Annotated in this window: 9 protein-coding genes; 5 read left to right on the plus strand and 4 right to left on the minus strand. The window is 71.9% G+C overall.

Translation table 11 applies throughout. The annotated features are described in order from the left end of the window. The first annotated feature begins 201 nt into the window (after positions 1–201). The gene (locus ACY0PA_RS34130) at positions 202–2,259 is read left to right on the plus strand and encodes a phosphocholine-specific phospholipase C (protein WP_473081300.1); all 2,058 of its coding nucleotides are present in this window, start codon (positions 202–204) and stop codon (positions 2,257–2,259) included. 167 nt (positions 2,260–2,426) lie between these two features. Next, positions 2,427–3,374, plus strand: a complete 948-nt coding sequence (locus ACY0PA_RS34135) for an LURP-one-related family protein (RefSeq protein ID WP_473081301.1) — start codon at positions 2,427–2,429, stop codon at positions 3,372–3,374. A gap of 27 nt (positions 3,375–3,401) precedes the next feature. Here the strand turns inward: ACY0PA_RS34135 and ACY0PA_RS34140 are convergent, their stop codons facing one another. After that, on the minus strand, positions 3,402–4,886 hold the full coding sequence (locus ACY0PA_RS34140; RefSeq protein WP_473081302.1) for an MFS transporter: 1,485 nt from the start codon (positions 4,884–4,886) through the stop codon (positions 3,402–3,404). Between the two features lie 305 nt (positions 4,887–5,191). On the opposite strand from ACY0PA_RS34140, the gene ACY0PA_RS34145 reads away from it, so the two are divergent. Beyond that, on the plus strand, positions 5,192–5,782 hold the full coding sequence (locus ACY0PA_RS34145; protein ID WP_473081303.1) for a TetR/AcrR family transcriptional regulator: 591 nt from the start codon (positions 5,192–5,194) through the stop codon (positions 5,780–5,782). 25 nt (positions 5,783–5,807) lie between these two features. Here the strand turns inward: ACY0PA_RS34145 and ACY0PA_RS34150 are convergent, their stop codons facing one another. Continuing rightward, on the minus strand, positions 5,808–6,941 hold the full coding sequence (locus ACY0PA_RS34150; protein WP_473081304.1) for a DMT family protein: 1,134 nt from the start codon (positions 6,939–6,941) through the stop codon (positions 5,808–5,810). Next, on the minus strand, positions 6,938–7,993 hold the full coding sequence (locus tag ACY0PA_RS34155) for a phosphatase PAP2 family protein (RefSeq protein WP_473081305.1): 1,056 nt from the start codon (positions 7,991–7,993) through the stop codon (positions 6,938–6,940). The genes ACY0PA_RS34150 and ACY0PA_RS34155 overlap by 4 nt, the downstream gene beginning before the upstream one ends. 149 nt (positions 7,994–8,142) lie before the next feature. On the opposite strand from ACY0PA_RS34155, the gene ACY0PA_RS34160 reads away from it, so the two are divergent. Continuing rightward, positions 8,143–8,763, plus strand: coding sequence for a TetR/AcrR family transcriptional regulator (locus ACY0PA_RS34160; protein ID WP_473081306.1), 621 nt, complete (start codon positions 8,143–8,145; stop codon positions 8,761–8,763). A gap of 201 nt (positions 8,764–8,964) precedes the next feature. On the opposite strand, the gene ACY0PA_RS34165 is transcribed toward ACY0PA_RS34160, so the two are convergent. Next, on the minus strand, positions 8,965–10,026 hold the full coding sequence (locus tag ACY0PA_RS34165) for a DUF2510 domain-containing protein (protein ID WP_473081307.1): 1,062 nt from the start codon (positions 10,024–10,026) through the stop codon (positions 8,965–8,967). 174 nt (positions 10,027–10,200) lie between these two features. Between ACY0PA_RS34165 and ACY0PA_RS34170 the strand changes: the two genes are divergently transcribed. Continuing rightward, positions 10,201–12,873, plus strand: coding sequence for an ATP-binding protein (locus ACY0PA_RS34170; protein ID WP_473081308.1), 2,673 nt, complete (start codon positions 10,201–10,203; stop codon positions 12,871–12,873). The last annotated feature ends 18 nt before the right edge of the window (positions 12,874–12,891 follow it).

A 12,891-nucleotide genomic window follows, 5' to 3' on the forward strand; every position in this document is an offset into this window, starting at 1 on the left:
CTGCGCCTCGCGGTGGGCGGCCGGGGCTGAAGTCGTCAGCGGGGAGGGCCGGTTGGACCTCCCCACGGATCCTCGCTCCATGATTGTTTCTGACGCATACAGCGAATTTTCATGCAAGAGTCATCACCCCTTCCCCTCTGACGGGTCCTCTTGGAACACTCTGCTCGCTTCTGTCCCCACACACCCAAGAGGCCCACACCCATGCCTGAACTCAACCGGCGGCGTTTCCTGCAGATAGCGGGCGCGACCGCGGGCTTCACCGCCCTGTCGAACAGCATCGACCGCGCCGCGGCCATCCCGGCCGCCCGCGTCAAAGGAACCGTCCAGGACATCGAGCACATCGTCGTCCTGATGCAGGAGAACCGGTCCTTCGACCACTACTTCGGCACGATGAAGGGCGTCCGCGGCTTCGGCGACCCGCGACCGGTGACGCTCCCCAGCGGCAAGCCCGTGTGGAACCAGGCGAGCGGTGCCAAGGAGGTCCTGCCCTACCACCCGGACGCGGCAGACCTGGGCATGCAGTTCATCGCGGGCCTCGACCACGACTGGGCCGGCGGTCACAGCGCGTTCAACAACGGCAAGTACGACAACTGGATCGCCGCCAAGGGCACGGGCACGATGGCGTATCTGACGCGCCAGGACATCCCGTTCCACTACGCGCTCGCCGACAAGTTCACGGTGTGCGACGACTACCACTGCTCGTTCATGGGGGCCACCGACCCCAACCGCTACTACATGCTGTCGGGCCACGTCGGCAACGACGGCTCCGGCGGCGGGCCCGTCCTCGGCAACCAGGAGGCCGGCTACGGCTGGACCACGTACGCCGAGCGCCTGGAGAAGGCCGGGGTCTCCTGGAAGGTCTACCAGGACATCGGCGACGGCCTCGACGCCGCCGGGAGCTGGGGCTGGATCGACGACGCCTACCGTGGCAACTACGGCGACAACTCGCTCCTCTACTTCAACAACTACCGCAACGCAAAGCCGGGCGACCCCCTCTACGACAAGGCCCGCACCGGCACGAACGCCAAGGCCGGCGACGGCTACTTCGACGTCCTGAAGGCCGACGTCAAGGCCGGGAAGCTCCCCAAGATCTCCTGGATCGCGGCGCCCGAGGCGTTCTCCGAGCACCCCAACTGGCCCGCGAACTACGGCGCTTGGTACATCTCGCAGGCTCTCGACGCGCTCACGTCCAACCCGGATGTATGGAGCAGAACGGCTCTGTTCATCACGTACGACGAGAACGACGGCTACTTCGACCACGTGGTGCCGCCGTACGCCCCCGCCTCCGCGAACCAGGGCCTGTCCACCGCCGACACCACCCTCGACTACTTCAAGGGCAACGCGAGCTACGCGGCGGGCCCCTACGGCCTCGGGCAGCGCGTCCCCATGATCGTCGTCTCGCCGTGGTCCACGGGCGGCTACGTCTGCTCCGAGACGCTCGACCACACCTCGATCCTGCGGTTCATGGAGAAGCGCTTCGGCGTCAAGGAGACCAACATCTCGCCGTGGCGCCGCGCGATTTGCGGCGACCTCTCCACCGCGTTCGACTTCTCCCTCACGAACACGACGCCGGCGCAACTGCCCAGCACCGCGGGGTACCTGCCGCCGGACCACGACCGGCACAACAGCTACGTGCCGAAGCCGCCGGCCAGCCCCGTGCTGCCCAAGCAGGAGTCGGGCTCCCGGCCCGCGCGCCCGCTGCCGTACGCGCCCTACGTCGACGGGGTGTCCACGCCGTCGACCGGCAAGTTCCAGCTCACGTTCAGCGGCGGGCCCTCCGCGGGCGCGGCGTTCCAGGTGAGGTCGCAGAGCCGGACCGACGGCCCCTGGACGTACTCCACCGAGGCCGGCAAGTCGATCTCGGACGCCTGGAACTCCACTTACTCCGCCGGGAAGTACGACCTCACGGTGCACGGCCCGAACGGGTTCCTGCGCGCCTTCAAGGGCACCAACACGGTCGCCGAGCCCGGGCTCACCGCCCGCCACGACGCGAGCACGGGCAACCTCACACTCACGCTGACGAACCCCACCGGCGCCGATGTCCACCTCACCGTGACCAACGCCTACGGCGGACAGCCGCAGACGTACACGGTGCGGGCCGGTGCCACCGTCACGCAGACCGTCGACCTGCGCGCGACCAAGCGCTGGTACGACCTGAAGGTGACCGCCGACAGCGACAGCACGTACCTGCGCCGCCTCGCGGGCCATGTCGAGAACGGACAGGCCGGCGTGAGCGACCCCGGGATCCTCACGGTCTGACCCCGTAGGGGCTTCGATCTCCAAGACCTCCAAGACCTCCAAGACCTCGAACGTCGAAGACGCTCGAAAATCGCGCCGCCGCCCGTTCCGTACCGGTTCGGGCGGCGGCGTACGTCACATCTGTCCGGCCTGGAGGCCATCACAGGATGGCGCGATAGTGTGCCCGGGTGACGACGCATTCGAACACCCCGGCAGGCTGGTACCCCGACCCCCAGGGCGCGCCCCAGACCCTGCGGTGGTGGGACGGCGCGCAGTGGACCGAGCACACCAGCCCTGTGCAGCAGCCCGCGGGCCAGCAGGTCCCGCAGCAGGCGCAGCGGCAGCATGTGCAGCAGCCGGTCCAGGGCCAGTTCGCGCCGCAGCAGCCGCAGCAGCACGCGGCCGGCCCGTACGGTCAGCAGGCCCCGCAGCAGCAACAACAGCAACAACAGCAACAACAGCAGTACGTCGACCCCGCCAAGGTGCAGCGCCAGGTGCAGCACCAGGCCGGTGTCGCGCCCACCGCGCAGGGCGGCGGCAGCCTCTTCACCGAGCCGGTCCTGGTGGTGAACCAGAAGGCCAAGCTGATCGAACTGACGAACGAGTACACCGTCATGGATCAGAACGGCGCCCAGATCGGCTCCGTCGTCCAGGTCGGCCAGAGCACCCTCAAGAAGGTGGCGCGCTTCGTCTCCAGCCTCGACCAGTTCATGACCCACAAGCTGGAGATCCGCGACGCGTACGGGCAGCCGCAGCTCGTCATGACACGGCCCGCGAAGTTCATGAAGTCGCGTGTCGTCGTGGAGCGTCCGGACGGCTCGCCGGTCGGTGAGATCGTCCAGCAGAACATGATCGGCAAGATCAACTTCGGGATCAACGTGAACGGCCAGCAGATCGGCGCGATCAAGGCCGAGAACTGGCGGGCCTGGAACTTCTCGATCGTCGACCACGCCGACAACGAGGTCGCCCGCATCACGAAGACGTGGGAGGGACTCGCCAAGACGATGTTCACGACCGCGGACAACTACGTCCTCCAGATCCACTACCAGCTGCCCGAGCCGCTCCTGAGCCTCGTCGTGGCGACCGCCCTCACGGTGGACACCGCCCTCAAGCAGGACGCGCGCGGCTTCGGCTGACCGGGCCGGCGTCCGGCGGGCGCCGGTTCACCGCGACGTGGGCTGCTCCAGGCCCGCCTGCTCGTCCGCCCCGGCCGTCGTCCCGTGCGCGGCGGGGACGCGCGGTCCGCCCGCCCGGCGCGCGGCCGGGACCAGCAGCGCCGCGAGCGCGGCGGCGAGGCACAGCGCCGCGAGCAGCGTGAAGCCGTGGGTGTACCCGGAGGCGTAGGGGAGTCCCGACGCCTGGAGGTGCCCCGTGACCAGGCTGCTCATCACGGCGGCGCCGATCGAGCCGCCGATGGTACGGATGTTGGCGTTCATGCCGGTGGCCGCGCCTGTCTGCGCCGCCGGGACGCTCTGCACGATCAGGTTCGCCATGGACGCGAACGCGAGCCCGATGCCGAGCCCGAACGCGCCTGCCGCGAGGGCGACTTGCCACTGCTCGGAGTGCCAGGCGGCAAGCATCGCGCAGGAGACCGCGCCCAGCGCGGCGCCGGTGGTGAGCAGCGCCTTCCCCCCGACGACGGGTTCGAGCCGGCCGCTGAGCACCCCGGCGAGGAACATCGCCACGAGCATGGGGAGCATCAGCAGCCCCGCGCCCGTCACGCTCGCCCCGAAGCCGTACCCGGCGGACGACGGTGTCTGGGCGAACCCGGGCAGGAACGACCACACCGCGTACATCCCCGCGCCGAAGAGCAGCGCGGTCGTGTTCGTCGTCCACACGGCGGGCAGCCGCATGACGCGCAGGTCGATCAGCGGGCTCGCGGAGCGCGCCTCGGCGAGCACCCATGCGGCGAAGAGGACGAGGGCGGCGGCCAGCAGACCGACGACCTTGATCGATGCCCAGCCCCAGGACGTGGCCTGGCTGATGGGCAGCAGCAGGGCGACGAGCCAGCCGGAGAGCAGCACGGAGCCGAGCCAGTTCACGCGTCCGGTGCCGCGCGTCGGCGACTCGGGAACGTAGCGGTACGCGATCAGCGCCGTCACCGCGACGACGGCCGCGGGCAGCCAGAACAGCCAGCGGTAGTCGAGCGCGCCCACGATCGGCCCGGCCGCGACGATGCCCACACCGCCGCCCGCCGCGATGACGGCGGACAGGTTGCTGATGCTGGGGCTGACCCGGTGGCCGGGGAACTCGTCGCGGATGATGCCGAACGACAGCGGGAAAAGCGCGCCGCCGATGCCCTGGACGACGCGGGCGACGATGAGCACGGCGATGCTCGGGGCGAGGGCCGCGAGCACACAGCCCGCGGTCAGCGCGACGAGCGCGGCGACCATGGTGCGCTTCTTGCCGACGAGGTCGCCGACCCGGCCGAGTATGGGCGTGAAGATCGAGGCGGACAGCAGATAGGCGGTCATCACCCAGGTCGAGGTGGCCTGGCTGGTGTGCAGCGCGTGCTGGACGGTGGGCAGGGCCGGGGCGACCAGCGACTGCATCATCGCGAACACGCCGGCACCCGTCGCGAGGACCGCGAAGGTGAGGCGGTTGGAGCTTCTGGGCGCCGGGCTCGGCGCCTTGGCATTCCGGGACATGAGATTCCGGGTCGTGCGAAGGGGCGTCGTGCGATTCCGGTTCAAGGCGGTGTCTCTCTGAACGGAAGGTGGCCGGGCACACCGGCGTGACCTGCGGCAAGGGCCGTGGTCCGCCGGGGCGCGCGAGCTGGGAGGATGGTGGGATCCGGCCGTTTCGGCCGGTCTGACCGCAGCACTGTGCGGCGGGGCAAGGGGTGTGCCGACTGCTAAAGTGGAGGCACCCCTCGACTTGGATAACAATAGCGGAGGGTTGCCTCCGGTACAACCTTGGCAGCCCGCGCTGCCTCACCCCGGGAGTGGCACGCATGACGGACAGGGAACTCGTCGGCGGGATCGTCGCGGCCCAGCGCCCACGGCGCGCGGACGCGCGCCGCAACTTCGACGCGCTCCTCGCCGCGGCCCGCGACGCGTTCGCCGAGAAGGGCGCGGAGGCGTCGCTCGAGGACATCGCCCGCAAGGCCGGCGTCGGCATCGGCACGCTGTACCGCAACTTCCCCACGCGCAGGCACCTCTTCGAGACGGTCTACGCGGAAGAGGTCGACGCCCTGTGCCGGCTCGCCGACGAACTCGCTGACGCCCCGCCGTGGGACGGGCTCGCCACCTGGCTGCGCCGCTTCGTGGACTACACCGTCACCAAGCGCGCCATCAGGGACGCGCTCAGCGGGGAGTCCGACATCTTCATCGCCTGCCGCCGCGCCATGCTCGACGCCGGCGAACCCCTGCTGCTGCGCGCGCAGGCCGCCGGAGAGGTCCGCGAGGACATGTCCTTCGACGACCTGCTCCGCCTGATCTCCGGCGTCACCGGCGCGGCCTACGTGGACACCGAGCAGCGCGACCGGGTCTTCGGCATCGCGCTCGACGGGATGAGGACGCGTCCCGCGCCTCGCAAGCCGTGACGCGGGACCCGTAAAGCGGATCGCGTCATGCGGATCGCTTCAGTGCCGATCGCGTAGTGCGGAGGCCGTGAAGGGGACGCCCTCGGGACGCCTGGAGTGCGCCCGGTGCCGGTTCCGGTTGGGGCGGGATCGACGGCAGGATGACCACCGTGCCCGGCAGTACGGGCATCGGGGGAAGGCTCTGCAGGTCCGGCAGCCCGGGCAGGCTCGCGACCGGGCTCGGCTCCGTCGCGCGGGGCGGCAGCTCGGGCCGCGGTTCGGCCGCCGTGAGCGACGGCCGCGGTCGCGCCTGCGGAGTCTCTTGGGTCTCCTGGTCCTCCTGGGTCTCCTGTGTATCCGGTGACGTGCGCGTGAGGAACAGGACGCCGCGGGCCGCGAGCGTCGCCCCCGCCGCCGCGAGCAGAATCCCCGTGATCCCGCCCTGGAGCCGCTCGCCGAGCAGCGTGACGCCGATGATCGCCGCGGCCACCGGGTTGGAGAGGGTGACCATCGCGAGCGGCGCGCCGAGGCCACCGCGGTAGGCGACCTGGGACAGGAGCAGGCCGCCCGCCGCGAACGCCGCGATGAGCAGCGCCACGACGATCACCTTGACGCTGAGCAGCGGCCCCGTCCGGTCGGTGACCGCGACGGTCACCGTCTGGGCGAGCGCCGAGGCGATGCCCGAGGCGAGACCGGAGGCCGTCGCGTGCCGCAGCCCCGGCTTCGCGCCGCGCCGCGACAGGAGACCGATCAGGGCGGCCGTCGCACCGGCGACGGCGAGCGCCTCGCCGAGGCTGAGCGTGTCGTCGGGGGCCGGGCCCGAGGCCGTGAGCAGGAGCGCGCCGAGCCCGGCGAGCGTGAGCGCGGTGCCGCGCCATTCGACGGACAGGACGTGCCGCCCGGCCAAGCGCGCCCCGAGCGGCACGGCCGCGACGAGCGTCAGCGCGCCGAGGGGCTGTACGAGGGTGAGGGGGCCGTACTTGAGGGCCGCCACATGCAGGAGCGCGGCGGACGCGTTGAGCAGGACCGACCCCCACCACGCGCCCGTGCCGAGCAGGCCGAGGACGCCCGAGTCGGCCCCCGCGGTGCGTGACGCGAGGCGTTCCTGGGCGACGGCGGCAGCGGCGTAGGCAACCGCCGAGACGAGGGAGAGTGTGACGGCGAGAAGGGTGGCGTTCACCGGTGTGCTCCTGACGCCGTGAGGACTGTGCGCCCCGGACGTGCCGCTCCCGAGGTGGCCGACGCGACCGGCGCGTCGACGGCGGACGCGGAGCCCGCCGTCACCGACACCGGGATGCGCGCGAGCACTTCGGACGCGGAGAGGGAGCCGCCGCGCTGATGCGCCGGGGTCCAGGGGGCGGGGATCGCCGCGCCCATGGTCTCCGCGGTCGCCGTGAGCGAGGCCGCGGCGCGCGGGGCGGGCAGCAGGTGCCGGCCGATGGACTGTCCGGGCTTCTCGGCCGGTGTGGTGCCGGGCAGCCGGATCACCGCGAGCGCGATGCCCAGGAGAGCCGTCGCCACGATCGCGTCCAGCCAGTAGTGGTTCGCCGTGCCGATGACGACGAACAGAGTGAGTGCCGGGTGCAGCAGCCACAGCCAACGTAGCCGGGAGCGGGTCGCGGCGATCAGGCCGACGGCGACCATCAGGGCCCAGCCGACGTGCAGGGACGGCATCGCGGCGAACTGGTTCGCCATCGAGTCGGTCTGCGGCGTCGCGCCGTAGACGGTCGGGCCGTACACCTGCCCGGTGTCCACGAGGTGCGCGGCGGCCAGCATCCGGGGCGGGGCCAGCGGGAAGGTGAGATGCAGCACAAGGGCCGCCGCGGTGAGGGCGGCCAGTACCCGGCGCGTCCCTATGTAGTGCCGGGGCCTGCGCAGATACAGCCAGATCAGAAAGGCGGCCGTCGCCGGGAAGTGCACCGTCGTGTAGTAGGTATTCGCGATGCGGACGAGGCCGTCGCTGTGCAGCAGGGCATGCTGCACGGCGCCCTCGCCCGGCAGATGGACAGCGCGTTCGAGGTCCCACACGCGGTGCGCGTTGTGGAACGCCTCGCCGGTGTGGCCATTGGCCAGTTGCCTGCCGAACTTGTAGACGAGGAACAGTCCGACGACCAGCAGGAGCTCCCGGACCAGGGGCGGGCGGGCGACGACATCCGGCTGGTGGCCGACGGCGTCCGTCTCGCGGCCGGCTGTGTCCGGCTCCGGTTCGGCAGGCTCGGTAAGGGAATTCATCCCCCGGCCCCTTTTCATGACGACTGGGTGGTGCGGTGATGCGGAGGTGAGCACGGCGTGAACCGCGCTCATCGATACGCCAGTGTACCGAAACGCTGGCGTACCGGTACACTGGCGTATCGATAGCGAAGATCGCGAGGAGAAGAGCCATGGAGTCCCAGGAGCAGGCAGGCACATCAGTGACCACTTCGCGCCGCTCCAAGATCACTCCGGAGCGCGAGCGGGAGTTCTACGGCGCGGTCCTCGACCAGCTCCGCGAGAACGGCTACGAGGCGCTCACCATGGAGGGCGTCGCGGCCCAGGCGTGCTGCAGCAAGTCCACGCTCTACCGGCAGTGGAAGACGAAGCCGCAGCTCGTGGCCGCCGCACTGCGGGCGGGACGCTGCGTGAAGTTCGCCAGTATCGACACGGGTACGTTCGCCGGGGACCTGCGCTCGGCCGCTCGCGCGGCGGCGCAGCAGGCCGGACGCGACACTCAGCTCGTCCAGGCCCTCGGCCATGCGGTCCTCAGTGACGAGGAACTCCAGGGGGCGCTGCGCGAGGCCCTGGTCGAGCCGGAGCTGGCCGCGCTCGGGGCGATGGTCGACCGGGCCGTGGCGCGCGGCGAGATCGCCGCGGACCATCCGGCCGTCGAGTTCCTGGCCGCCCAGCTGCTCGGGGTGCAGCGCTTCCGCCCGGTCCTCGAGGGCCGGTACGCGGACGCGGACTACCTCACCCGCTTCGTCGACGCCGTGGTGCTGCCCGCACTCGGCCTGAGCGAAGCCACCTGAACGGGAGGCCGCCGTCTGTCGGGATGACCGGACGGCGGTCTGCCCGCGCCGCACCGTGGGGACGGGCGCGGCGCGCACCCCCGGGCCGGACGGGTCCCTCCTTGAGCGGAGGGGGACCCGCCCGGCCCCTGGGCTTTCCCCTGTGGCGCCGACGGGTTGTTACGGGGGCCTACACGGGGCCTGCACGTGTTGTGTGGGGCCCTACACGTCCTGCCCGTTGCCGCCGCCCTCGGCGATCGCGGACTTCTTGATGCCCTTGGTGATCTTGTCCATCGAGGTCACGTCCGGCGCCTTGTCGTTCACGTCGATGCCGAAGCGGACGACGACCAGCGACTTGGGGTTGGCCGGCGCGGGGAAGACCAGCGACTCGACGTAGCCGTCGTCGCCCTTGGCCGTGACGACCTGCCAGCGCACCAGGTAGCCCTTCTGGCCGGCCACGGTGACGGCCTGGGACGCCAGTTCCTTGTGTGAGGTGATCTTCCCGTAGATCGCGCCGCCGTAGGACTCCTGCGCGTTCTTGGAGATGTCCTCCTTGGCCGCGGCCTCCGCGCCGGTCGCCTTGAGCTTCAGCGCCTCGGCCGACGCCGAGAACGCGCCGCCGCGCACACACTGCTGCTTCGTGTCGCCGGGGCAGGCGTACGGGCCGGTCGTCACCCCCGCGTTGCCGCCCTTCGTCGTGCCGCCGGTCCAGCCGTCGAGCACGGGCATCGACACCCCGTTGACGAGGTCGGCGGCGAAACCGTCGCCCGGACCCGGCGCCTGCGGAGCGCCACTCTCGCCACCGGAACCACCGGACCCGTCACCGCCCCCGCTCCCGCCAGGACCGTCCCCCGGCCCCTGAGGAAGTCGCGGAGAAGCAGAGGGACTTGACGAGGAGTCGGCCCGGTCGCTCTTGCCGTCGCCGTCCCCGGACGTCAGCGCGTACACCCCGCCGACGATGCCGCCGAGCACCACTACGGCGACACCGGCGGCGATGGCTATCTTGAGGCCGCGTCTCGGCTTCGGCTCCGGGTACGCGGGGTAGCCCGGGTATCCGGGATGGCCGAACTGCCCCTGCGGCTGGGAGGTCTGCGGATAGCCGTACGTCTGCGGATGCGCGCCGCGAGCCGCCGGCGCGTACGCGGGCGGGGCGGGCGCGGCGCCGGCCTCGGCGGCACGGGTCTGCTCCGTCCACACGCTGCCGTCCCACCAGCGTTCGGTGCGGGGGCCTTCGGGCTTCTGGCCGGGATCGGGGTACCAGCCGGGGGGAGTCACCTGGGTCATGTGCGCCACAGTATGAGGCGTGCGTGAAAGAGGCATGAGAGGGGGCAGGTCCGGTTCCGGAAGGGCACCTTCTCACTTACGGCGAAGACCTGCGCAGACCCCCACCCACAACCCCCAGGCTCCGGCTACTCTCGACGTCTGTACGTCGATTGAGCGACTTCGGGAGGGTACGGGATGACGCAGAGTCGGCCTGAAGGAGCCGCCTCGGCCGCCCTGTGGGAGCGGGACAAGGAGATCGCGGACGTCGAGCGGGCGCTCGGCGAACTCTGCGGGGACGCGGCGTCGTCGGGCAGCCTCGTCGTGTTCAGGGGCGAAGCGGGCATCGGCAAGACCGCCCTCCTCGAAGAGGTGCGCCGCATCGCGGCGGGACGGGCCACGGTCTGGTCGGCCCGCGGCGGCGAGACCGTCACCTCCGTCCCCTTCAACGTCGTGCGCCAGTTGCTGCAGCCCGCCCTCCTCGCGCTCTCGCAGGAGGAGGCCCGCGAGTACTTCGGCGACTGGTACGAGATCGCCGGCCCCGCCCTCGGCATAGCCGAACCGGGCGGCCGCCAGGCCGACCCGCAGGGTGTGCGCGACGGACTCGTCGCGGCCGTGTCCCGGCTCGCCCGGCTGCACTGGCCGCTCGTCCTGCTCGTCGACGACGCGCAATGGGCCGACGAGGAGACTCTCCACTGGCTCGCCGCGTTCGCCGAACGCCTCGACGACCTCCCTGTCCTCGTAGTCGTCGCCCACCGCGACGGCGAGGCGACCGCCGCCTCCACCGGCCACCTCGAAGCCGTCGGCGCCGCCGCCCGGCCCCGCACCACCCTGTACGCCCTCACCCCCGACGCCACCGCGGGCCTCACCCGCGCCAGCCTCGGCGAGCACGCCGACGCCCCCTTCTGCCGCGAGGTGTGGGCCGTCACCGGCGGCAACCCGTACGAGACAGTCGAGCTCCTGGCCAAGGTCCAGGACAGCGAACTCGAACCCGCGGAGGGCTCGGCCGGCGAGCTGCGCGCCCTGAACAAGTCGGCGCGCGGCCGCGGCCTCGTCGCTCGCCTCGAAGGCCTCGGCACCGACGCGACGCGCTTCGCCTGGGCCGCCGCCATCCTCGGCACCCGGATCGCCCACGACCTCGCGGCGCGCCTCGCCGGGATGACGCCGGGCGAGGCCGGCCGCTGTGCCGTGCTGCTGCGCGCCTCCCGCATCCTCACCGACGCGACGTACGAAGACGGCGCCGTGGGGCTGGAGTTCGTGCACCCGCTGATCGCCAGCGCCGTGTACCGCTCCATCCCGGCGGCCACCCGCACCGCCATGCACGGGCAGGCCGCCTGGGCCGTCACCGCCTCGGGCCACGGTGCCGCGGCCGCCTCCCGGCATCTGCTCCAGGTCCACCCGGACGACGACCCCGAACTCGTCGAGCAGCTGCGCGCGGCGGCCGGCGAACACCTCGCGGTCGGCGCCCCGGAGGCCGCCCGCCGCTGTCTGGAGCGTGCCCTCCAGGAACCGCCGCTGCCCGACGTACGGTCCGAACTGCTCTACGAGCTGGGCTGCGCCACCCTCCTCACCTCGCCCGCCGTCACCATCGGCTACCTGCGCCAGGCCCTCGACACCGACCCGGGCCTCGACGGGGACGCGCGCGTGGACGCCGTGTGCCGGCTGTCTCAGGCCCTCGTCCACAACAACCAGCTGGAAGAGGCGCTGCGCGAGATCGACGCGGAGGCCGCGCGGCTCGACCCGGGTCCGGCCCGCCTCCGCCTCCAGGCCATGCGCTACATGTGGGAGGGCATCCACGCGGGCGAGGAGGACTCCCCGGGCCGCTCCCGCAATCTCGCCGCGCTCGCGGGCTCCCTCACCGGCCGGGACAACCCCGAGCGGGTCCTGCTCGTCCTGCGCGCCTTCGACGCGATGACGCGCGGCGAGAACGCGGAGGAGGTGGTCGAACTCTGCGACCGCTCCCTCGTCAACGAACGCCTCGCGCCGGGCCTCGGCTGGACCGACCCCGAGTGGGGCTTCGAACTCCTCGCCATGCTCGGCAGCGCCTATCTCTTCGCCGACCGGCTCGACCGCGCGGAGAGCCTGTTCAGCGAGGCCGTACGCGCCTACGAGACCGCGGGCTGGAGCGGCGGCCATCTGGCGCTCGCGCACGCCTTCGTCGGTTACGTCCACCGCAGGCGCGGCCGCCTCACCGACGCCGAGGCCGTCCTGCGCGAGAGCCTGCGCCTGGCCGACCGCGTCGGCCGCGGCCTGCCCATGCACTGGGACGCCGCGTGCATGCTCATCGACACACTCGTGGCCCGCGGCCGGATCGGCGAGGCGATGGAGATCGCGGACCGCTACTCCTTCGGCCCGCCCTACCCCTCCACGATCGTCCTGCCCGACGCGCACTCCGTCCGCGGACGCCTGCTGATCGCCGCGGGCCGCACCGAGGAGGGCGTCAGCGAGCTGGAGGCGGCGGCCAAGGCGGCCACCGCCCGCGGCGGACACAACACGATCATGGCGCCCTGGGCCTGCGACCTGGCCCGCGCGCTCGCCACCGAGGACCCGAAGCGCTCCAGGGAACTGGCCGCCGACGCCCGGCTCCAGGCCGAGCGCTTCGGCACGGACACGGCGATCGGGGAGGCATTGCGCTGCGAAGCCGCCCTGGAGAGCGGCCAGCGCTCCCTGACGCTCTACGCGAAGTCGGTCACGTACCTCGAAGCGTCGCCCTGCGCGTACGAACACGCGGTGGCCCGCGTCGAGTACGGCATCGCCGCCCGCTCGGTCGCGGAACTCACCCGAGGCCTCACCCTTGCCAGGTCGTGCGGCGCCGAGGGCCTGGCCGCCCGCGCCCGCGAGGTCCTGGACACGGGACGCGGCCTGCGCTGACCGCCGGCGTGTGCGAGG

Source organism: Streptomyces sp. DS1-CR2 (assembly GCF_055760475.1).